This window comes from Sphingobacterium gobiense, from assembly GCF_002980575.1.
GTDB classification, from domain to species: domain Bacteria; phylum Bacteroidota; class Bacteroidia; order Sphingobacteriales; family Sphingobacteriaceae; genus Sphingobacterium; species Sphingobacterium gobiense.
Genome location: NZ_PVBS01000001.1, coordinates 1,039,069 through 1,061,502, shown reverse-complemented (window position 1 = coordinate 1,061,502; position 22,434 = coordinate 1,039,069). Strand labels below are relative to the sequence as shown.

Below are 22,434 nucleotides of genomic sequence, written 5' to 3'. Positions count from 1 at the left end.
AAACGATTGTTGTAACGCCTTTGTTATGAAGTTATTAATTTAAAGAATCAATGAAATTTTGATATTCAATAAAACATATCGTATATTAGAATTGTTACTATTAGGTCAATGTGTCATCTTAAAATGGAGAAGTTATGCCAATTAAAATTCATTTAGATAAGATTATGTCAGAAAAAAAAGTCTCCTTAAATGAGCTTAGTCATCGCGTAGGGATAACGCTGTCAAATCTTTCTATTATTAAAAATCAGAAATCTAAAGCGATTCGATTGAGTACCTTAGAGGCGCTGTGCAAGGCGCTGGACTGTCAACCCGGAGACATTATGGAATACATAAAAGACGAAAAATAATCCTGTTAATCAAATCGATATCCTCTTAAAAACTCATCGATTTGCATCCTTTTTTTTCCCTCAAGCTGGAGAGAGATAACGGAAAGCGAACCGTCTTGCGTAGCAAACGACAGAAAAGTTTTTCCGTCGGTGGTATATGCTCCAGGAGCTCCTCCAATCGGTTGCCCTTTTTCCGTTTCAAAAATTTTCAAAACTTTTCCATTTAATAGGGTATATGCAGTTGGATAGGGGCTTAACCCTCTTATTTGGTTGTAAACCTGATCCGTTGGCTTATTCCATATGATGTTACAATTTTCTTTAAAGATCTTTGGCGCTGTTTTTAGCACAGCTGTTTCCAATTGTGTTTGCGGTATTGGGCGTATATTGTCTTTTTTCAATTCGCTAATCGTTTTTAATAGCACTTCTGCCCCTACGACCATCAATTTATCGTGTAAATTACCTGCCGTATCTCGCGGACCAATTTCTACTCGTTGTGAGAAAAGTACATGACCAGTGTCTATCTCGTGTTGTAATAAAAACGTAGTCACGCCAGTATGTGTTTCTCCTTGAATAATGGCATGATTAATAGGAGCTGCGCCTCGGTATTGCGGAAGAAGTGAAGCATGTACGTTGACGGTGCCTAAAGAAGGCATATTCCAAACTACTTCGGGGAGCATGCGGAAAGCGACGACAACCTGTAGATCCGCCTGATAAGACTGGAGTTCTGCGATAAACTCGGGACTTCTAAGTCTTTCCGGTTGCAATATCGGTAATCCCTGTTGTACTGCATACTTCTTAACTGCTGATTCGTGCATTTTCTGTCCTCGTCCTGCCGGTTTGTCTGGTGTGGTGACGACCGCAACAACCTCTTCGCCAGACCGAAGCAATGCAGCTAACGATGCAACTGCAAAATCGGGGGTACCCATAAATATAATACGCATATATTTTTCTGTTTTTAGTATGGAAACGAAATATCGCTAAGTGATAAAAATTATTAACTTTGCGAAGTTACAAAATTAATATTCACCTTGAATTTTCCTTACTTTTTAGCTAAGCGGATCACATTCATGGGGCATCGAACGTTTTCGAAGCTGATTGTTCGTGTGACTATAGGGGCGTTGGCATTGGCTATTTCTGCCATTATTTTGTCAGTAGCTATACTGAATGGATTTAAACGGGAAATTATAGACAAACAAAGGGGATTTTTCGGAGATATTGTTGTAACGAAAAATGACTTGAACGCTTCTTACGAAAATACGCCTATTCAATTATCGTCCCAAAACCTGAAGCAGCTAGCGGCTTTACCTCAAGTTGTTGATATAACACCTTTTGCTACCAAAGCAGGTATTATGAACGTGGATGGGCAAGTAGAGGGCGTGCTATTGAAAGGTATAGATAAAAGTTATAACCAAGAATATCTACAAAAAAATATTGTAAAGGGGGACACACTTGAATTTTCATCAGGAGGTAATACACAGCTTTTGATCTCTGAATATTTGGCAAATAGATTACATTTGGATGTCGGGGATAAGTTCATCATGTATTTTATACAAGATCCGATTCGTCGACGTCCTTTTACCGTTAAAGGCATTTATACGACACATTCGGAGGAATTAGATAAGACATATGTCATCGGGTCGCTAGATTTGATTAAACGGCTAAATGATTTACAAGAGAATCAAGTGGGCGCATATCAAATTAGGATTACTTCTTTTGATTTGTTAGAAAACACCACACAGGAAATTGATAAAATCTTACCCATCGAGTTGGAAGCCACTAATATCGTACAGCAAATGCCTGATATTTTTAACTGGTTAAACATGCTCGATATGAACGATAACATCATTTTTGTGTTGATGGTCGTTGTGGCTGTTATCAATATGGTGTCTTCCTTGTTGATTAGTATCTTAGAACGTGCTTCGATGATTGGAGTATTGAAAGCTTTGGGATGTCCCAATGGAAGGATTCGACAGGTGTTCTTATATGGTTCCATATATCTTATTGGAGTGGGCCTATTCATAGGTAACTTAATCGCCATCTCTCTTTATTTTTTTCAAACCTATACGCATTTTTTTAAGTTGGACCCTTATACTTATTATGTTCATTATGTACCGATGGATATTGCTTGGTATGAATTCGTGGGGCTGAATGTTGCCATAGCCATAATTGGATTACTTGCCTTATTTATTCCGGCGATGCTCATTAGCCGGATTTCACCGATCAAAGTCATACAGTTTAAATAATTGAAGTAAGTAAACCATCTAGCTTTTTGTGTTTTTGATTAGGAAATAGGCTAAAGTTTTCCTATTTTCCGCTTCTCTTATTTTCAGCAGCGATAAGAAGAATTATTTATGGATAGAGTATTACACCATTTTAACGAGGCATTTTCGCTTCCTTTGACCAACCCGGTTCTGGTATTTACATTGGTGTTATTTATCATATTGATATCCCCTATCATATTGCGGCCGATTAAAGTACCCGGCATTATCGGTTTTATATTATTTGGTGTGTTACTAGGACCACACGGATTGAACTGGCTTTCTAAAATAGACAGGCATTCAGTAAATATTACTGGTGTTGATGGCATTGATCTGTTTTCAACCATTGGGTTGCTCTATATTATGTTTATTGCCGGTCTCGAATTAGATATGAACGAATTCCAAAAGACTAAAAATAAAAGTATCTTTTTTGGATTTTGTACTTTTGCGTTTCCTATTGCTATTGGTTTTCCGGTCTGTTACTTTTTATTGGGGTATGAACTACTGCCAAGTGTACTTATCGCTAGTATGTTTGCTACGCATACATTAGTTGGGTATCCTATTGTGAATAGTTATGGTATCTCAAAAAAAGAAGTTGTCGCTGTTACCATTGGCGGAACGATTATAACAGATACAGCGGTGTTAGTTATACTGGCGGTTATCAAAGGTATGTCGGAAGGGCAGATAGGACCGGAGTTTTGGATTACGTTGGGAATTTCCTTAACTATATTTCTGGCTGTTTTGTTTGGTATTATCCCGCGAATAGCAAAATGGTTTTTCTCCAAGATAGAAGCGGAAAAAACTGCTCACTATATTTTTGTATTAACGGTTGTTTTTTTGTCTGCGTTTTTAGCGGAAATGGCCGGGCTGGAGCATATTATTGGAGCTTTCATGGCTGGTTTAGCTTTAAATAAGTTGATTCCCAATTCGTCTGCTTTAATGAATAGAATTGAGTTTATCGGCAATGCGATTTTTATACCATTCTTCTTGATTTCGGTTGGAATGCTGGTGGATTTAAGCGTTTTATTTAGTGGGGCGTGGGCACTTGTTATTGTGGGTACATTAGCTGTGGTTTCTATTTCGGGTAAGTTCTTGGCCGCTGCTGTCACGCAGCTGGTTTTTAAGTACTCCAATAGTCAACGAAATCTAATGCATGGTCTTAGCAACGCACACGCCGCTGCAACACTGGCTGTTATTATGGTTGGATATAACAGCGGCATAGTAGATGAAAACGTATTGAACGGCACAGTAGCTTTGATTTTAATATCTTGTATTTTTGCGTCGTTGTTAACGGAAAAGGCCTCCAAAGCTGTTGTTTTGGAAGGTAACCAAGAAATAGAAGATATGGATCATGTAGAGGAACGAGAGGAACGGATACTCATCCCTATTGCTAATTTGAACAAAATGGAGCCTATTATAGATTTTGCTACGTTGATTAAATCAAAAAAGTCACCTTACCCTCTGCACATATTAAGTGTAGTGACCGATAACGAACAAGCAGAACGAAATGTGAAAATTGCCCGTAAAAATTTAGATAGTATGGTCAAATATGCATCAGGCTCCGAAACAGAAGTAGAAATGCTCACCACAATCGATTATAATATCGCCGGCGGGATCGCACGAACATCAAAAAATCTTTCCGCCGCTTGTGTTATTCTGGGGTGGCCCAGTGCAACTTCGTTTATTGAAAAAATTGTGGGCGAGAAGACAGAAAGTATATTGAACAGGACCGACACTAATTTGATGATGTGTCGTTTGGACAACCCATTTCTCACCCACACATCCATTACAATCTTCGTACCTCCGCTAGCGGAATCTGAAATAGGGTTCGAATACTGGATGGAGAAAATGCTAAAACTTGGACAGGAATTATCCTTGCCGATATGTTTTATATGTGATAGACGAACGGAAGCGGTCATAGAAAATACGTTGAAGGTAATGAAAACCAGCGTTACTGCGTTGTTTAAAAACTATGAAGATTGGGACAATATATATGGATTAGCCACATTTAGTAATGTGGACTCACTGTTGATTTTTGTCTCTGCCCGTCATGGTGAAGTGTCTTATCGAGATTCTTTGGATGGTCTTGCGAAACGTGTCGGACGCTACTATCGAAATCAAAATATCATCTTGATTTTTCCCAAAAGACGTGCAAATAGTCATCATATAGATGCATACGAAGACGTTCCAACAGCACCGATTTTCCGTAAAATCAGCCGTGAAATTGGCAATATGTTTACCAAAGAATAAACTTCACGGTTTATTTATTTCTCCGCTTGGTCGATTCTCTAGCAAGAAGAAGGGGTTCAATCACTACGGGCTTTTGATCTGCGCGTGTAGCAAGTGGTTGTTCAATAACCTTGAGAAACATTTTAGCACACTCTTTTCCTATTTTTAAAGCCTGTTGATCAATGGTGGAAAGACTGGGTATAATGTGTTCTGAAAAGTTTTGATTTGCAAAACCTATCACACCAATTTCCGGAGGAGTGATTTTTTTATCATGTAACGCTTTGATAATTCCCAGAGCTACATAATCGTCGCCACCGATAATAGCGTCCGGACGTTCTCGGAGTTTTAATAGTTCATGTGTACCCGCGTATCCTCCTTCTACATTCAGTTCACCAAATATCGAATATCCTGGATTTGCTGTAAGCTTCGCTTCCTGTAGTGCGAGCAGATATCCCTCATATCGCTCTTTGAAAATTTTAATCTTGTGTTTGGTGGTGATATAAGCTATTTTCCGATAACCTTCGTCCAATAAGTGCTTTGTGGCAATATATCCAGCGTGTAGGTCGTCGATCTTCACCATAGGACATTGCAAGTCATCGTGCGTCCGATCAAAAATGATCAGCGGTTTACCTTCTTCTTTCACTTTTTCGAAATGGGTGGGATCCTTTGTTTCCAAAGACATAGAGGCAACTATACCATCTACTTGTGCCTCTAAAAGGGTTGTTATACCCTTCTTTTCGGAGCTTAACGATTCATTGGTTTGATATAAAAGAATGCTATAACCAAACGATTTTAAAGACGTTTCAAGAGCATGAATAACGGATGCAAAAAACTGAATTTGGGCACTGGGAATCAATACGCCGATAGTATATGTTTTTCCGGAAGTAAGGGAAGAGGCGATTTTATTGGGACGATAATTCAAACGCACAGCTGTTTCCAAGACAGCCTTGCGGGTCGCCTCACTTATGGTCGATATATTATTTAATGCTCTGGATACCGTGGATACCGTGATATTCAGTTCTTTAGCAATGTCGTAGACGGTTGTTTTCTTAGCCAAAATAAAATCTTTTAAATTTAATTTTTGTAAATATAAAATATATTAAATAATTTTATGCAAGCGGTTGCATAGAGCATTGCCAATTTTAGATATATAATATGTTATTATTAGGGATAGATTTAGGTACATCATCTGTTAAGGTTTCTGTTGTAGATGCAGCGACCAATACTAAAATAGTTTCCACGAATTTTCCGGAATCCGAGGCCCCTATATTGTCTGATAGGGTTGGATGGGCTGAACAAAATCCGATAACTTGGTGGTCTCATACAAGAGAAGCCATTAAAAAAGCACACCAGAGCGGATTATATAATCCAAAAGATATTGGTGCTATTGGCATCGCCTATCAGATGCACGGTTTGGTTGTTGTTGACAAAACCAATAAGCCGCTGCGAAACGCCGTCATTTGGTGTGACAGCAGGGCGGTGGAAATAGGGAACGAAGCCTTTTTCCACTTAAAAGAACATTCTTTTTTAGCAACTCATTTAAACTCTCCAGGAAACTTTACTGCTTCTAAACTAGCCTGGGTTAAGCAATACGAACCGGAACTGTATGAGCAAGTATACAAGTTTATGTTGCCTGGGGATTATTTGAGTATGTGTTTTACAGGAGAGATAAATTCGAATATAAGTTCCATATCAGAAGGTGTATTATGGAATTTTGCAGAACATCGCTTATCGGACTCGTTATTACATTATTATGGTATCACGGAATCACTCGTACCAGAATTATTGCCTGTTTTTTCAACTTATGGAAAAATTCGCCCTATTGTAGCCGATGAACTTGGCCTCTCGCCTGATGTGGTTGTGAGTTATAAGTCTGGAGACCAACCTAACAATGCGCTATCTCTAAATGTGTTTGAACCGGGAGAAGTAGCTGCTACCGCGGGAACTTCAGGTGTTATTTACGCCGTTACCGACAAATTGGTTTACGACCAACAGTCTAGGGTTAATTCCTTTGCACATGTAAATTATCAGGTTGACAATCCGAATATAGGTGTCTTGTTGTGTATTAACGGAACGGGTATTCAGAATAGCTGGCTAAAAAAAATAACGGCAATGGGGTACAGTTATCCCCAAATCAACGAATTCGCAGCCGCTGTCCCAATCGGGTCGGAGGGGGTTCAAATCCTACCTTTCGGTAACGGTGCGGAGCGAATGCTATTGAACAAAACCTTGCATGCGCATATAGAAAACTTGGATTTTGTACGCCACGATGCTGCTCATTTGTGGCGGGCAGCCCAAGAAGGAATTGCTTTTGCATTTCGGTATGGTCTAGATATTATGCGTGAAAACGGTATCCAACCCGAAGTCATTCGAGCTGGTCATACGAATTTATTTTTGAGTCCTGTTTTTCAACAGTCTTTTGCCGGTGCTACGGGAACCGGAGTAGAATTGTATGACAATGATGGTAGTGTTGGAGCGGCATTGGGGGCAGGATTAGGGGCTGGTGTATATACTGATCGCAATGAAGCGTTTTCCGGACTTAAAAAGCAAATTACTATTGAACCGAGGCAAGTGGAACTATATAATGAACTATATCATCAATGGAAACAAAGTCTAGAGGATAAACTATCAATTTAAATAATATACCTCATCTCGGTATTAGCGGGAGAGAGCTCTTCAGAATCATTAATCATAAAAAAACAAATAGATGAACATTTTATTAGGAAATCAAGAGTATTTCAAAAACATTGGACAAGTAAAATATGAAGGTAAGGATTCAGATAATCCGCTTGCGTTCCGTTGGTATGATGCCTCACATGTGGTAGCGGGAAAAACAATGGCAGAACATTTTAAGTTTGCATGTGCCTACTGGCATTCTTTCAACGCAAATGGATCCGATCCGTTTGGCGGACCCACTTTATTTTTTCCATGGGATAAAAAAACAACAATTCTCGAACGCGCAAAAGATAAAATGGACGCTGCTTTTGAATTTATGACCAAAATGCAGCTTCCTTATTATTGTTTCCATGATGTGGATTTGGTTGACCACACGGATAGTATAGAAGATAATGAACGCCATATGGCGCAAATTGTGGCATACGCAAAGGAAAAACAAGAAGCGAGTGGTGTGAAGTTATTGTGGGGTACGGCAAACCTATTTAGTCACCATCGTTATATGAACGGTGCCGCTACCAACCCAGATTTTCACGTATTATCACATGCGGGAGCACAGGTGAAGGCCGCCATAGATGCGACTATTGCTTTGGGTGGAGAAAACTACGTTTTTTGGGGCGGAAGAGAAGGCTATATGTCGCTCTTAAATACCAATATGAAAAGAGAGCAAGAACATCTTGCACGCTTTCTTCATATGGCAAAAGACTATGCAAGAAAACAAGGCTTTACAGGAACTTTTCTAATTGAACCGAAACCATGTGAACCAACAAAGCACCAATATGATTATGATGCAGCTACCGTAATAGGTTTTCTGCGACAATTTGATCTGTTGGATGACTTTAAGTTGAATTTGGAAGTAAATCATGCAACGTTGGCTGGTCATACTTTTCAGCATGAATTGCAGGTTGCTGCAGATGCCGGTTTATTGGGTTCTATTGATGCTAATCGCGGTGATTACCAAAATGGATGGGATACCGACCAATTTCCCAACAATTTAACTGAACTTGCTGAGGCTCTACTTGTTATCTTAGAGGCAGGTGGTTTACAAGGTGGGGGGGTAAACTTCGATGCCAAAATACGCCGAAATTCAACCGATCCTGTAGATTTGTTTCATGCACATATAGGTGGTATGGACAATTTTGCGAGAGGCCTTATTATCGCAGACAATATCTTACAACACTCAGATTATAAAAAGATACGGACAGAGCGCTATAGCAGTTTTGACAACGGTACGGGAGCAGATTTTGAAAGGGGCAACATGCGATTGGAGGATCTACGAAATTACGCTGTACAATATGGAGAGCCGACGTTAACCAGTGGTAGACAGGAATATATTGAAAATATCATAAATCGATTTATTTAATTTTTAAATTCTTTTATTACCTTAGCAGCCGTGATCAAATAAACCGTATGAACAATATATTATCAACTCCAGACTATTTAGTTTTTCTTGTTTATTTCGTAATTGTCGCCGCCTATGGCATCTGGGTCTATAATAAAAAAAGATCAAAGGTAGTTGGCGGGGATTCCAAAGATTACTTCCTTGCGGAAGGTTCGTTAACTTGGTGGGCGATCGGAGCATCTTTAATCGCTTCGAATATTTCCGCTGAACAGTTCATTGGTATGAGTGGTTCCGGCTTTAAGATGGGACTTGCGATAGCGACATATGAATGGATGGCGGCCATTACGTTAATCATTGTGGCTGTGTTTTTTATACCCGTTTATCTAAAGAATAAGATCTTTACGATGCCCCAATTTCTGCATAAGCGTTATAATGGTACAGTGGCGATGATTATGGCTGTTTTTTGGCTAGCGCTTTATGTGGTGGTCAACCTAACCTCCATTTTGTATTTGGGCGCCTTGGCTGTGAGCAGCATATCCGGATTTAGTTTGGAATTCTGTATGTATGCCATTGCAGTGTTTGCGGTTATCATTACGTTAGGCGGAATGAAAGTGATCGGGTATACGGACGTTATTCAAGTCTTTTTCTTAATACTTGGAGGTCTAGCAACGACGTATCTCGCGTTAAGCCTTGTTTCTCAACACTACGGTGGTGAAGGAATTTTAAACGGTTATGCTATTATGACAGACAAGGCTTCTGAGCATTTTGAAATGATTTTTGCAAAGGATAACGAGAACTATTTAGACCTGCCAGGACTATCCGTATTGATTGGTGGGATGTGGATTGTAAACCTTAATTATTGGGGCTGTAATCAGTATATTACGCAGCGAGCGTTAGGCGCTGATTTAAAAACGGCACGTAACGGTATCTTGTTTGCTGCTTTCTTGAAACTATTGATGCCAATTATCGTTGTACTTCCAGGTATCGCTGCTTACGTACTATGGAAAGATGGGCATTTCCAAGCGGAAATGTTACAGGGAGGAGAGGTGAACCCAGACCGTGCTTATCCAGTGCTGTTAAATTTATTGCCATCAGGTTTAAAAGGTTTATCATTTGCAGCTTTAACAGCGGCGGTTGTGGCTTCTTTAGCCGGAAAAGCAAACAGTGTAGCGACTATCTTCTCGCTCGATATCTATCAAAAAGTATTTAACAAGACAGCTTCGGAAAGACAATTAGTTAATACCGGCAAGATCACTATTATTGTGTCTATGATACTCGCAGTACTTATCGCCCCACATTTGGGTATCGATAAAAAAGGAGGCTTCCAATATATTCAAGAATATACAGGCTTTGTGTCGCCGGGTATATTTGCGATGTTTATCCTTGGTTTCTTCTGGAGGAAGACAACCTCTAATGCCGCTCTATTTGCGACCATAGGTGGATTCTTGTTGTCTGTTTTCTTTAAATTCCTGCCAAATTTTGCTGACTTATCCTTTTTAAACTCGACAGGTTTTGCCGTGATCAATCCGGCAAGTGGTTTATATGAAATACCTTTTATCGACCGCATGGGGTTTGTATTTGTAATTTGTATCATCGGCATGTACATCATCAGTAAAATCGAGAATGCTCGTGGTGTGGTACCAAACGGATTGGAGGTCGATACGAAGATGTTCAAAGCGCATCCAGGCTTTGTCGTCGGCGCACTTTTAGTGACATTGATAACGGCTGCTTTATATATCATGTATTGGTAAAAAGACGGTGGATGCCGATACCTGGTTGGTCGGGTAATTGGCATTCACCATCTACTATTTTCATACCGTCATATACGTCGTTGCTGATTAAGAGCGCACCGTCGAGATCAGCCCAATCCACAAGGGGAGCCAACTGCGCGGCAGCAGAAATAGCACAAGACGTTTCAGTCATACAGCCGAGCATTACCTTCATATTTAGTGCTCTTGCGAGTTCCACCATCTTTTTTGCCTCGCGCATGCCGGTGCATTTCATCAACTTGATATTGATGCCTGTATAAACGTCTTTTAAGCTAATAATATCGTTATAACGTTGACATCCTTCATCGGCAATCGTTGGAATAGGAGAGCGTTCTGTTAACCAAGCTATATCATCTATTTGCTCCTTGGGCATCGGTTGTTCGATAAAAAAGATATTATGCTCGGCAAGCCAATGCGCCATCTCTAGGGCTTGTTCTTTGTTTTTCCAACCTTGATTGACATCCGCACATAAAGGAACATTTGTTATAGATCGGATGGTATTGATTATCATTTTATCGGTATCCAAACCGAGTTTGACCTTCAAGATCTTGAATTGTTCTGCTTCTGCAACTTTTTCGCGTATGATTTCTTCCGTATCGATTCCGATGGTAAAGGAGGTTGGTGGGATACGGTCGGGGTTTAATCCCCATATTTTGTGAAAGGGCTGCGCCATGAGTTTTCCTAATAAATCATGTAAGGCTATATCGATACAAGCTTTAGCTGCGGTGTTCTTTTCTTGGGCACTGTCTATATAATGTAATATTTCCTCCGTATCAAAAGGAGAGCTGAACGCAGATAAGTCAATCTTGTTTAGGAACTTGGTTACACTTTCTTGCGACTCACCGAGATAAGGAGGCATACTGGCTTCGCCATAACCGACCACGCCTTCATATTCCAGTTCCGTCAAAATAACGGGTGTACTGGTACGGCTGAAAGAAGCAACCGTAAATACATGATTCATTTCCAAGGTATATGGCTGGAAGCGTAGTGTAAATTTCCCCATTTTCCTTGTTGTCCAATCTGCTAGTCTAGACATAGTGTTATTTAATATTGTAATAAGGGTTTTCTGCAATTTTCTGAATAGCGATATCGTCGATACCTATGTAGCGACGTGCGGCGACAATGGTGTGAACACGTTCTTCGTCATAATCCGTTGTGCCTTGCAATAGGTTATTGATTCTTACCATACTACCAGCCGCGTGAATAAATGCGCCATTCCCAATGTACAAAGCCACGTGTGTTATACTAGCATTTGGACGCTTTCCCTTATTGGATGCAAAAAACAATAAATCAGCGGGACGTAGATTTTGCAATGCAATTTTTGGGGAAAAATTTTGAGCATTATCCAGAATTTCAATAGGTTCCCCAGCTTTTATCTGTTGTGACGCGTCCCTCGGAACAACATAACCGTTCATAAAGAAAGAGGTTTTGGTAAAGCCGCTGCAATCCACCCCTTTTACCGAGGTCCCACCCCAAAGATATGGCAAACCCAACATGGATTTTGCGCTTGTCAGGATGTTATCGGCTGTGGCTTGACGCGTTGATAGCCAATCGATAAACAAAGCCGCTTCCTGTTTCGGAATATAGGCAATCCGTTGATCAGGATAAGCTACTTTAAAAAAATGCTGGTCTTCCCCTAGGAGAATGAAAATATTGCCATATACCAAATCGGAGACACGTGGACTAGGCGTTTTCGGATGGGAATAGGATTTTCCGAACTCGTTAGTATACAGTAATTTGGTTGTGTTATTCCAGGCGGTCAATTCCGTTTTATTCATCGGGATGATAGCGGAGGAGGGCACCCATGCAATATACCCATCGGGAGTCCGTATGCGATAATGGTCGCTCTTCTCTTGTAAAATATCGACCTGTGTGCCTAACAGCAGCTGGGAAGCCATCTCTGCTGCATGGGAAGGATTTGTGCGGAGGTTGGCAACGGATATATTCACGATACCATTAATATGGTCGCCCAACGATTTTTCGGGAAAGAGGTTGACCTCAAAATCCCCAGATAGAACAGCAAATTGAGCTTCGAGTAATTCTTTGATGTCGCTTTCGCTGGTTTGAATCTTGTAGGTGTTCTGTATAGCATCTGCCTCGGCAATTTCCAGCAGTTTTGTCCGCTTATCCGGTGCATATTCTTTTTTTGTAATCTCGATGAAGTCCTTAACTTGAAAGTATATCGTTGAGTCTACTTGTGCAGATGCAGATATAGTATATAGAAAACTACATATCAGATAGGTAACTTTATGAAGTAAGTATACGTTTTTTGTCATGATAGACACGAAGATATGCAATATAATGCAAAACAGCGTGAAAGTAAGGGTACTTCCGTACTAAATACTGTTCAAAGGATCGCTGTCGAAAATAACATCGGTGTCAGTTCGCGAATGAAGGACATTTTATTTAGGTTTGTATTATTATGGAAGCAACATTTGGAGGAGGATGTTTTTGGTGTACCGAAGCGATATTCCAAAACATAGAAGGTGTCCGCAGCGTATTGCCTGGTTATATGGGAGGAAAATCAGCGAATCCCACATATAAAGAAGTGTGTAATGGGGACTCGGGTCATGTCGAAGTAGTACAACTAGATTTTGACGAAAGCAAAGTTGATTTTGAGAAGTTATTGAAGGTTTTTTTTAAAACACATGACCCCACGACATTAAATAGGCAAGGAAATGATATCGGAACGCAGTACCGTTCTGTTGTCTTTTATCACGATGGGCTACAGAAAGAAGCTGCCGAACGTTTTATTACGGAACTGGAGAAACAGGCGATTTTTTCAGATCCTATAGTAACGGCAGTGGAACCCGCACAAACATTTTGGGAAGCGGAGAACTACCATCGCGATTATTTTAACCAGAATCCGGAAAACCCCTATTGTGCCGCGGTTATTGCTCCTAAATTACAGAAGTTTTTGAAAGAATATATGTAAAGCTATAGCACAAGTGTTCTCCACACCGGTGCTTAAGAACAGCTTCGTCTGTTTATTTACAGAACTATGAAACCTCGCACAAGCGAGGTTTTTTTATTGCTGTTGCTGCAATAGCTATTTGCAAGCCTTTCGCTCGATAAATTTATCTTCTGCATCCATTTTAGACACTTTTGAACGATAATCCAACCTCGTGAACCCAGTACAATACTATGTTTGTAACATAAATATGATAAAAGCCGACTCATAACCTATGCATCTTGCGGCAGCTGAATAAATACAGATGTTTTAGTAGACACGGATGTTTTGTTTTGTAATGTGATGATAGCAGAAACGCTTATGAGAGGATAGAGTAGGTTAACCATTTTAAACATTTAAAGCTATGTTGAAACAAATTACGAAAAATTACTACAAGGCATTTTCTATGCTTTTATGTGCCATGCTATGCCTGGCATCCGGTATCGCACAAGAAACAGCACGAAAAGGTGTTGTGAGGGACGCGGTAACAAGTAGCGAACTTGCTGGTGTTACGGTTGCCGTTAGAGGAACCTCGAACAGCACGCAAACAGACGCATCCGGCGCGTTCTCGATCTCCGCGAGCAGGGGACAGGTGCTGGTATTTACGTTCGTTGGTTATGAACCACATACGTTTACTATAGGACAGTCGACAAACTTGGACGTCAATCTGCAACCGTCAGATAATGTTTTGGAAGAACTAGTGGTCGTGGGTTACGGTTCACAAAGACGGTCTGACATTACGGGGTCCGTTGCTTCTGTGCCTAAAGAAAGATTGTCTAAATTGCCGGTGACCAATGTGATGCAGGCAATCCAAGGAGCTGTTTCCAATGTCAATATTACGCAGGCCTCGTCGATACCTGGTGATAATCCGTCTACGCAGGTGAGAGGGCTTAATTCCATGAGCGCTAACGCTTCGCCATATATCGTAGTCGATGGAATACCCTTGTCGAGAACAGATGGATCCATTAATGATATTAATCCAAACGACATTGAATCGGTTGAAATTTTAAAAGATCCTTCGGCGGTAGCTATCTATGGTGTAAATGGCTCTAATGGGGTTATATTAATCACAACGAAAAGAGGAGCTTCTGGAACTCCCCAAATTCGTTATAGCGGGTATGCCGGGGTTGAGGAGCCATCACACATGTTGGATCCCGTATCGCCAGAAGAGCTATTGGCAAGATATGCAGAATACGCGCGGATCACGAACACGAGCTTATTTAATGGCGGCCCGGTACGCAACGAATACGAATGGGATAACTATCAGAATGGTGTAACAACAGACTGGCTAGATGCTGTGATGCAAACGGGAACAATCCAAAACCATAACGTCGGTTTATCTGGCGGAAGTGAAAATGCTAAATATTATGTATCGGTAGACTACTTCGGCCAAAAAGGGATTGTGAAGGGATTCGATTATAAACGTTACTCCTTTCGTACCAATACTGATTTTAATCCGACTACATATCTGACCGTCGGTACTTCAGCTTTTATAGCTGCGCATAATAGAGACGGCGGACGGGCAAACCTAACACAAGCCTTGGCGATGAGTCCGTATGCGCGTATGTATGAAGATGATGGTACATTGACACGGTGGCCAATGTATTCGGAGCAATTATGGGAAAACCCATTGCTACATACCACTACTGATCCAGAACGGCGAGAGTTTAATATGTCGTTAAACGGTTATGCCGAAATGAATTTTGGTAATATTTGGGAACCTTTGTCTGGTTTGAAATATCGGTTTAACGGCGGATATTCTTATGTGCCGAAACGTACAAACGAATATCAAGGTTTATCGGTGTATAACGCTAACGGTTGGGGAAGAATACATAATGCAGAATCGCAGACGTATACCGTAGAGAATATCTTAACGTACGAGAAATCTTTCGGCTTACACCGTTTTGATTTTACCGGCTTATATGCTGCCAGAAGTAAATACTGGCAACAATCAGAAGCGATTGGTGAAGTTTTTCCGAACGATGTCTTGGAGTGGGGAAATCTAGGCACCGCATCCACGCAGAAAGTGACATCTAGTGCGGATTTATATCGTTCAGTATCCCAAATGGCACGTTTGAACTATGGATATGACAGCCGGTATATGTTGACCTTTACTGTCCGTCGAGATGGTGCATCTGTTTTTGGTCCGAATAATAAATATGGAGTGTTTCCATCTGCGGCGGCGGCATGGAATATTCATAACGAAAGTTTCATGGCCAATACAAAAGATATAATTGACAACTTAAAATTACGTGTTTCCTATGGTGTTTCCGGAAATGAGGCTATTACGCCATACCAAACGCGCTCGTTAATGGATTCCAATCCCTTGGGTATGGGTGGATTATCTAGCGCCGCGTTGCGCTACCGCCACCGGATGGGGAACGACGATTTACGTTGGGAAAAAACGGCGGGGTTCAATACGGGGGTTGATTTTGGGCTATGGGGGAATCGTTTAAGCGGTACAATTGAGTTTTATAAGACAAATACACAGGACATGTTGATATTACAGCGCTTGCCACGCTTAACTGGCTTTGCTGACGTATGGTCCAACTTGGGTAAAGTCGAGAATACGGGTATTGATGTCACACTGAACTCGAGAAATATCGTAAAGGACGATTTCAGCTGGTCTACTGCCGTGGTATTTTCGCATAACAAGAACAGAATTATAGATATATACGGTGACGGGCGAGACGATTTGGGAAATAGATGGTTTATAGGACACCCGGTTGGTGTGATATACGATTATACACAAGCGGGTATTTGGCAAGAAGAGGAGATAGCTGCCGGTCTACATAGAGGATGGGACGAGCAGGCAGAAGCGGGGGCAGTGAAGTTGGCAGACCTCTCGGGTGATGGGATAATCAATGACGATGACCGTAGGATATTAGGACAGACTGCTCCGAAATGGACCGGAGGTCTTACCAATACATTTACATATAGAGACTTTTCATTGAATATTTTCATCCAAACTGTGCAGGGCGCAATGCGTAACAATGTACAGATAGGGGGCGCAGCGGATGAACTCGGAAGGCGGAGTGCTCCGGCAGATTTAGGTTACTGGACACCTGACAATAAAAGTAACGAATGGCGTTCTTTGAGCAACCGTTCCAACGTGTATGGTTATGGCTTTCCAAAAAGTGCCAGCTTCACCCGATTGAAAGACGTCACATTGAGCTACAACCTACCTTCCAATACAGCAAGCAGAATAGGTGTATCGGGCGTTACACTTTATGCCAGTGGTCGAAACCTCTATACATGGACAAGTTGGTTGGGGTGGGATCCGGAATCGAGAGATATCCCGAGAGGACATACACAGGATAATGTAGGAGATAATACCAATTATCCGATGGTTCGAAATTATGTTTTTGGCGTAAACCTTACATTTTAAAAATAAAGTCATGAAGATATATAAACATACAAAATTAGGCACAGTGCTAGCGCTGTTTTCTCTAGGGGTGGCGTCGTGTAGCGACAGTTTTCTGGACGAAAAGCCTTATTCACAATATGAAGCTGGAACCGGTGATCCTTCTACCGTAGAAAACCAATTAGTAGGATTACACTATATTTATGCCCAATTATGGGGATGGAGTGGTCGACAGGGGTTTGTTTCCTGTTGGCAAATCGGTATGGACATTACCAGCGCCGGATCGACCGAAGGAGTCGAAAATCCGTTCTATCAATATGCCGACCTCAATTCGGAGAACGCTGGGGTATCTTATTTATGGGAGCGATCTTATGAGTTTATCAATAACGCGAATACCATCATTAGCTCTGTTGGAGACGAAAATCCGGCCGCTGCAGCAGAAGCGCGCTTTTTTAGGGCTTATGCGTATAACACGCTTGTCTCCTTATGGGGTGATGTTCCTTTATTAACGGAATCTATCAACGTTCCGACTTTTAACTATTCCAGAACGCCTGTAGCAGAAGTTGATCGCGTGATAGTGGACGACTTGGAATATGCCGTGGCCAACCTGCCCAATGTAGGAGAAGCAGCGAATCCAAGTCGGATTAACAAGGATATGGCCAGGCAACTGGCTGCAGAAGCGTACTTGCGCATAGGTGTACGCGATGCTTCCTATTTTGAGAAAGCAGAAAAGATGGCAACAGATATCATTGAAGGTGGAAAGTATAAATTGATCGAAGCGCGCTATGGTAAATATTTAGCGGAAGGTGGCGACTACTATCGGGATATGTTTCGACAGGGTAATATGCGTCGTTCCGAGGGAAATACCGAAGCCATCTGGACATTTGAATTGGAGCTTAACCGCGAAGTAAATGGCGGTACGATCGATAATCCCCAGCACCGACGGGTTTGGCAGCCCGCCTATCATAAATGGGAGGGAATGGTCAACGCAGATTCGCTGGGTGGTCGCGGAAACGGGCGTCTGCGGCTGAGCAATTTCATGAAGTACACCGTATGGAGTGGACTAGAGGGCGATATTCGAAACAGCAACTATAATATTCGCCGAACCACAAACTACAATCGTCCCAACTATGAAGCGACAATTGGTGTCGATGCGGATGGTTATCGTGTAGCAAAAGACGCAGGTGTAAAAAATATGACAATAAAAACCGGGGATAAAGTCATTCCTTTTCGGACAGACAGCTTAGAAGTATGGTACCCGTTCCCGACGAAATGGGGAGGTTACGATCCCGTCGATGACTTTGGATATGCGTTGGTAAAAGATTGGCCAGTGATGCGTTTAGGTGAAACTTACCTTTTACGTGCGGAAGCACGTCTACGCCGAGGAAATGCAGGTGGCGCCGCTGATGATATCAATGTTTTACGAGATCGCGCCTTTAAGATGGCGCGCGAAACGGATGGTAACGCGAACTTAGGTAAGGTAGACGCTTCGGATATGTCCATTGACTTCATTCTTGATGAACGCGCCAGAGAACTGATTTCGGAAGAAAACCGGAGAATGACATTGGCGCGTACAGGTAAACTAAAAGAACGTATCGCGTTAAATGGCGATGATGGTCCAGCTAATAAGATTACGTCGGGTTTTCAAGATTATCACGCTTTACTTCCTATCCCTTTGAGCGAAATCCAGTTGAACAATAAAGAAGGGGAACCATTAAAGCAAAATCCCGGTTATAGCAAATAAAGTATGACGATACACAAGCTGGAAGAACAGACGGATTCTTCCAGCTTTTTCAATTTTTCTGCTTTATCGCGCAAAAAATTTTTTTTTATAAAAATAAATGTTATTTTGACATTAATTTTAGAATTAAATCCTCATGTGAATTACGACCAGGAGAAAAGTTTTAATAAAGAAGTATTATAAACCAAAAATGTAAAACTACGAGTATGATAAACGTAAAGATAAAACTAAGCATCGCCTTGTTATCTGTCTGCATGTTTTCTAATGCGCAGAACCATATCAAATTAGCTGACCCGTCAAACGAAGTCACTATTAACAAACATATTTATGGCCATTTTGCGGAACATTTGGGCCGATGTATTTACGATGGTTTTTATGTAGGAGAGGCCAACGACTCTATTTCGCATACGGCGGGTGTTCGCAACGATGTGGTCGATGCCCTGAAAAAATTACAGATACCAAATTTAAGATGGCCGGGAGGTTGCTTTGCCGATACTTATCACTGGAAGGACGGGATAGGACCTAAAGGAGCTCGGCCTTCCATTGTTAATAACTGGTGGGGAGGCGTGACGGAAGACAATTCTTTTGGCACACATGACTTTTTGAACATGTGCGAGCTATTAGAAACAGAGCCATATCTAGCGGGCAATGTCGGAAGTGGCGAAGTACAGGAATTAGCCGACTGGGTGCAGTATGTCAATTTTGCGGGAAAAAGTCCGATGTCGGATCTCCGACGAGAAAACGGAAGAGAAGAGCCCTGGAACGTTAAATTTTGGGGGGTAGGAAACGAAGCGTGGGGGTGTGGTGGAAACATGACTGCCGAGTATTACAGTGATATCTATCGGAAATATGCAACCTTTATGGCCGATTGGGACAACAGTGGTGGATTATACCGTATTGCTTCCGGAGCGAATAGTGCCGATTACCACTGGACGGAAACGCTTATGAAGAATATACCAAACCATCTTATGAAAGGTGTCGCATTGCATCATTATGCGGTCATTAACTGGAACAAAAAGGGTCCGTCAACAAAATTTTCTGATGAGGAGTATTTTAAAACGATGAAGTCCGCTTGGTTTATGAATGAGCTTATCGAAAAACATACCGCCATTATGGATAAATACGATCCACAAGGTAGGGTAGACTTGGTGGTTGACGAGTGGGGCGGTTGGTACGAAGTCGAGCCGGGAACCAATCCAGGTTTTCTATACCAGCAAAATACCATGCGGGATGCCATGATTGCAGGAATGACGTTAAATATTTTTCATAACCACGCCAAACGCGTAAGGATGGCAAATCTTGCCCAGACGATCAATGTTTTGCAAGCAGTCATCCTAACGAAAGGTAAGGATATGATCCTGACACCAACTTATCATGTGATGGAAATGTATAAGGTGCATCAAGATGCCCTACTGATTCCTATAGCATTGGAAAGCGACAACTATCAATACGGTGAGGACGCGATCCCGGCCATATCAGCTTCTGCATCGAAAGACAAACAAGGAAAGGTGCATATCTCCGTCGTCAATATCGATCCGAGCCAGCAAAAGAAGGTCTCATTGGATTTGGGAGCGATACAGGCTAAGAATGTAACTGGACGAATTCTGACAACAAGCAATTTAAGAGAGCATAATACATTCGAGCAACCGAATACGGTAGTCCCTAAAGAATATAAAGAAGCTAAATTACAAGGAAACCATATCGAGATAGCTATTCCTGCGCATTCGGTTATTGTGTTGGAACTTATTTAATAAATTTAAACTCATATATACATGAAAAGGATATTGTCATTGACAACTGTTTTTGCCATCTGCGGCACTTTTCTTTTTGCCCAAAATGCAATTGATCTGCAGGTGCAACTAGATAAGGCTTCTGGGAAAATATCGCCACATATGTGGGGAATATTTTTTGAAGATATTAATATGGGCGCCGATGGCGGAATATATGCCGAATTGGTGAAAAATCGCTCTTTTGAGTTTGACCATCCAATGATGGGGTGGAAACGTCTGGGAAATGTACCGGAAGGTACTTTCTTAATTGTCAATGATGGTCGGCGCAAGGGGAATCCCCGTTCGTTGAAAATACATAAAGCTGCCGACATCAAGATAGGTTTGCAAAACGAAGGATTTAGAGGAATGGGGGTAAAACAAGGAAATGATTATGAATTTTCGTTGCTTTATCGACAGGCATCTCCAGACATGCAGGTGAAGGTGGAGTTGCTGAACGAAGATGACAAGGTTATTGGTACCGCGGCATTACTACTGTCCCAAGGAGCCAGTTGGCAAACCGGATCCGTGACGTTCACTTCGTTGGAAACCTCGCCAAAAGGAAAATTGAACGTTTGGTTTGAGGGAGCAGGTGATGTAGAAGCTGATATGTTGTCGCTTTTCCCGAAAGACACCTGGAAAGGTAGGTCTAAAGGGTTAAGAAAAGATATGGTGCAGCTATTGGCGGACATGAACCCTGATTTTCTCCGTTTCCCGGGAGGGTGTATTGTCGAAGGAAGGGACTTGGCAAATCGATTCCAGTGGAAAAAAACCGTAGGTCCGATCGAAGAAAGAGAACTTATCATCAACCGCTGGAATACGGAATTTAACCACCGGCTAACCCCGGATTATTTTCAAACATTTGGACTTGGGTTTTATGAATATTTCTTATTGGCAGAAGATATCGGTGCCGAAGCTGTACCGATTCTAAATTGTGGGATGGCATGCCAATTTAACACGGGGGAGGTGGTTCCGCTGGACGAATTGGACGAATACGTTCAAGATGCATTAGATCTGATAGAATTTGCTAACGGTGACACGAGCACACCCTGGGGCAAGCTACGTGCCGAAATGGGACATCCTGAACCTTTCTATTTAAAAATGTTGGGTGTTGGTAACGAAAACTGGGGGCCGCAGTACATTGAAAGACTCGCCGTATTCCAAAAAATACTGCAGGAAAAGCATCCCGAGATTGAAATCATAGCCAGTTCGGGGACTGACCCTGAAGGTGAGCGATTTGAGTTTCTGGACGGAAAACTCCGCGCAATGAACATCGATATTGTAGATGAACACTATTATCGCCCACCGGCGTGGTTTCTCTCAAGCGCCGACCGTTATGATGATTACGATCGGAATGGACCCAAGATTTTTGCAGGAGAGTACGCGTCGCATACGACACGTCCGAACGGACCAGGAAGAAGTACTTGGGAGGCGGCTTTATCGGAGGCGGCTTTCTTAACAGGACTAGAACGAAACGGAGATGTGGTAACCATGGCCTCCTATGCGCCTTTGTTTGGTCATGTAGATGGCTGGCAATGGTCACCTGATCTCATCTGGGTCGATAATCTGAATGTATATGGTACACCAAGTTACCATGTACAAAAATTATATTCGTTGCATAAGGGAACTGACATTCTACCCGTGAAGAGAGACGGTCAAAATGTGACAGGCCAAGACAGCTTATACGCGTCTGCTGTTTACGATGCCAATACGAAGGACCTGATCATAAAATTAGTGAATTATAACGACCAACCGATAGACGCGAACTTCCAACTGGATACGAAGAGAAAGATAAACGGGGACGCAACAAAGATTACATTAGCAAACGAAAGTCTTGACGTGGCCAATAGCTTGGAAGAACCACTGAAAATACAACCGCAAACAACGCAGGTAACGTATAAAGGCAAAACAATTAAAGATACATTTCTTCCCTATTCATTCACCGTGATTAAAGTGCCGGTGAAATAATAGTAGCATTATATCATGTGAACAGGTTGTATCCATAAGGTGCAGCCT

The 22,434-nt window shown here is 41.7% G+C and carries 15 protein-coding genes; 11 read left to right on the top strand and 4 right to left on the bottom strand.

Translation table 11 applies throughout. The features are described from left to right. The first annotated feature begins 134 nt into the window (after positions 1–134). The gene (locus C5749_RS04665) at positions 135–347 is read left to right on the top strand and encodes a helix-turn-helix domain-containing protein (protein WP_105723444.1); all 213 of its coding nucleotides are present in this window, start codon (positions 135–137) and stop codon (positions 345–347) included. 5 nt (positions 348–352) lie between these two features. Here the strand turns inward: C5749_RS04665 and fmt are convergent, their stop codons facing one another. Beyond that, complete coding sequence (gene fmt / locus C5749_RS04660; protein ID WP_105723442.1) at positions 353–1,267, bottom strand: methionyl-tRNA formyltransferase; 915 nt, start codon at positions 1,265–1,267, stop codon at positions 353–355. Between the two features lie 126 nt (positions 1,268–1,393). Between fmt and C5749_RS04655 the strand changes: the two genes are divergently transcribed. Further along, positions 1,394–2,569 (top strand): ABC transporter permease, encoded by a 1,176-nt coding sequence (locus tag C5749_RS04655; RefSeq protein WP_245893617.1) that lies wholly within the window; start codon positions 1,394–1,396, stop codon positions 2,567–2,569. A 108-nt stretch (positions 2,570–2,677) separates the two neighbouring features. Further along, positions 2,678–4,834, top strand: coding sequence for a cation:proton antiporter (locus C5749_RS04650; RefSeq protein WP_105723438.1), 2,157 nt, complete (start codon positions 2,678–2,680; stop codon positions 4,832–4,834). A gap of 10 nt (positions 4,835–4,844) precedes the next feature. On the opposite strand, the gene C5749_RS04645 is transcribed toward C5749_RS04650, so the two are convergent. Then, positions 4,845–5,870, bottom strand: coding sequence for a LacI family DNA-binding transcriptional regulator (locus tag C5749_RS04645; RefSeq protein ID WP_105723436.1), 1,026 nt, complete (start codon positions 5,868–5,870; stop codon positions 4,845–4,847). Between the two features lie 98 nt (positions 5,871–5,968). Here C5749_RS04645 and C5749_RS04640 point away from each other — a divergent pair, with 98 nt between their 5' ends. The 3 genes from C5749_RS04640 to C5749_RS04630 all read left to right on the top strand — a co-directional run bounded on the left by C5749_RS04640 (position 5,969) and on the right by C5749_RS04630 (position 10,579). Next, a complete protein-coding gene (locus C5749_RS04640; RefSeq protein WP_105723434.1) occupies positions 5,969–7,450 on the top strand; it encodes a xylulokinase in 1,482 nt (493 codons plus the stop codon). A 70-nt stretch (positions 7,451–7,520) separates the two neighbouring features. Further along, positions 7,521–8,849, top strand: coding sequence for a xylose isomerase (gene xylA / locus C5749_RS04635; protein ID WP_105723432.1), 1,329 nt, complete (start codon positions 7,521–7,523; stop codon positions 8,847–8,849). Between the two features lie 47 nt (positions 8,850–8,896). Further along, complete coding sequence (locus tag C5749_RS04630; protein ID WP_105723430.1) at positions 8,897–10,579, top strand: sodium/sugar symporter; 1,683 nt, start codon at positions 8,897–8,899, stop codon at positions 10,577–10,579. On the opposite strand, the gene C5749_RS04625 is transcribed toward C5749_RS04630, so the two are convergent. Both C5749_RS04625 and C5749_RS04620 read right to left on the bottom strand, forming a co-directional pair. Then, positions 10,566–11,633, bottom strand: a complete 1,068-nt coding sequence (locus C5749_RS04625) for a dipeptide epimerase (RefSeq protein ID WP_105723428.1) — start codon at positions 11,631–11,633, stop codon at positions 10,566–10,568. The genes C5749_RS04630 and C5749_RS04625 overlap by 14 nt on opposite strands. A gap of 4 nt (positions 11,634–11,637) precedes the next feature. Beyond that, the gene (locus C5749_RS04620) at positions 11,638–12,873 is read right to left on the bottom strand and encodes a C40 family peptidase (protein WP_105723426.1); all 1,236 of its coding nucleotides are present in this window, start codon (positions 12,871–12,873) and stop codon (positions 11,638–11,640) included. 146 nt (positions 12,874–13,019) lie between these two features. Between C5749_RS04620 and msrA the strand changes: the two genes are divergently transcribed. From msrA to C5749_RS04595, 5 genes are all read left to right on the top strand, one after another. Beyond that, the gene (gene msrA, locus C5749_RS04615) at positions 13,020–13,532 is read left to right on the top strand and encodes a peptide-methionine (S)-S-oxide reductase MsrA (RefSeq protein ID WP_105723424.1); all 513 of its coding nucleotides are present in this window, start codon (positions 13,020–13,022) and stop codon (positions 13,530–13,532) included. A 379-nt stretch (positions 13,533–13,911) separates the two neighbouring features. Beyond that, on the top strand, positions 13,912–16,935 hold the full coding sequence (locus C5749_RS04610; protein WP_105723422.1) for a SusC/RagA family TonB-linked outer membrane protein: 3,024 nt from the start codon (positions 13,912–13,914) through the stop codon (positions 16,933–16,935). Positions 16,936–16,945: 10 nt separating this feature from the next. Next, on the top strand, positions 16,946–18,655 hold the full coding sequence (locus tag C5749_RS04605) for a RagB/SusD family nutrient uptake outer membrane protein (RefSeq protein ID WP_105723420.1): 1,710 nt from the start codon (positions 16,946–16,948) through the stop codon (positions 18,653–18,655). Positions 18,656–18,858: 203 nt separating this feature from the next. Continuing rightward, positions 18,859–20,403 carry an alpha-N-arabinofuranosidase gene (locus tag C5749_RS04600; RefSeq protein WP_105723418.1) on the top strand — a complete coding sequence of 515 codons (1,545 nt, stop codon included), beginning with the start codon at positions 18,859–18,861 and terminating at the stop codon, positions 20,401–20,403. A gap of 21 nt (positions 20,404–20,424) precedes the next feature. Continuing rightward, entirely contained in the window at positions 20,425–22,386 is a 1,962-nt protein-coding gene (locus C5749_RS04595; protein WP_105723416.1) for an alpha-L-arabinofuranosidase C-terminal domain-containing protein, read from the top strand. Positions 22,387–22,434: the final 48 nt, after the last annotated feature.

What these genes read in the sequence shown, in the direction of transcription:
- C5749_RS04630 (WP_105723430.1), top strand. Translation starts at nt 8,897, where the DNA reads ATGAACAATATATTATCAACTCCAGACTATTTAGTTTTTCTTGTTTAT.
- C5749_RS04655 (WP_245893617.1), top strand. Translation starts at nt 1,394, where the DNA reads ATGGGGCATCGAACGTTTTCGAAGCTGATTGTTCGTGTGACTATAGGG.
- C5749_RS04595 (WP_105723416.1), top strand. Translation starts at nt 20,425, where the DNA reads ATGAAAAGGATATTGTCATTGACAACTGTTTTTGCCATCTGCGGCACT.
- C5749_RS04665 (WP_105723444.1), top strand. Translation starts at nt 135, where the DNA reads ATGCCAATTAAAATTCATTTAGATAAGATTATGTCAGAAAAAAAAGTC.
- C5749_RS04600 (WP_105723418.1), top strand. Translation starts at nt 18,859, where the DNA reads ATGATAAACGTAAAGATAAAACTAAGCATCGCCTTGTTATCTGTCTGC.
- msrA (WP_105723424.1), top strand. Translation starts at nt 13,020, where the DNA reads ATGGAAGCAACATTTGGAGGAGGATGTTTTTGGTGTACCGAAGCGATA.
- C5749_RS04610 (WP_105723422.1), top strand. Translation starts at nt 13,912, where the DNA reads ATGTTGAAACAAATTACGAAAAATTACTACAAGGCATTTTCTATGCTT.
- C5749_RS04650 (WP_105723438.1), top strand. Translation starts at nt 2,678, where the DNA reads ATGGATAGAGTATTACACCATTTTAACGAGGCATTTTCGCTTCCTTTG.
- fmt (WP_105723442.1), bottom strand. Translation starts at nt 1,267, where the DNA reads ATGCGTATTATATTTATGGGTACCCCCGATTTTGCAGTTGCATCGTTA.
- C5749_RS04620 (WP_105723426.1), bottom strand. Translation starts at nt 12,873, where the DNA reads ATGACAAAAAACGTATACTTACTTCATAAAGTTACCTATCTGATATGT.
- C5749_RS04625 (WP_105723428.1), bottom strand. Translation starts at nt 11,633, where the DNA reads ATGTCTAGACTAGCAGATTGGACAACAAGGAAAATGGGGAAATTTACA.
- C5749_RS04640 (WP_105723434.1), top strand. Translation starts at nt 5,969, where the DNA reads ATGTTATTATTAGGGATAGATTTAGGTACATCATCTGTTAAGGTTTCT.
- xylA (WP_105723432.1), top strand. Translation starts at nt 7,521, where the DNA reads ATGAACATTTTATTAGGAAATCAAGAGTATTTCAAAAACATTGGACAA.
- C5749_RS04605 (WP_105723420.1), top strand. Translation starts at nt 16,946, where the DNA reads ATGAAGATATATAAACATACAAAATTAGGCACAGTGCTAGCGCTGTTT.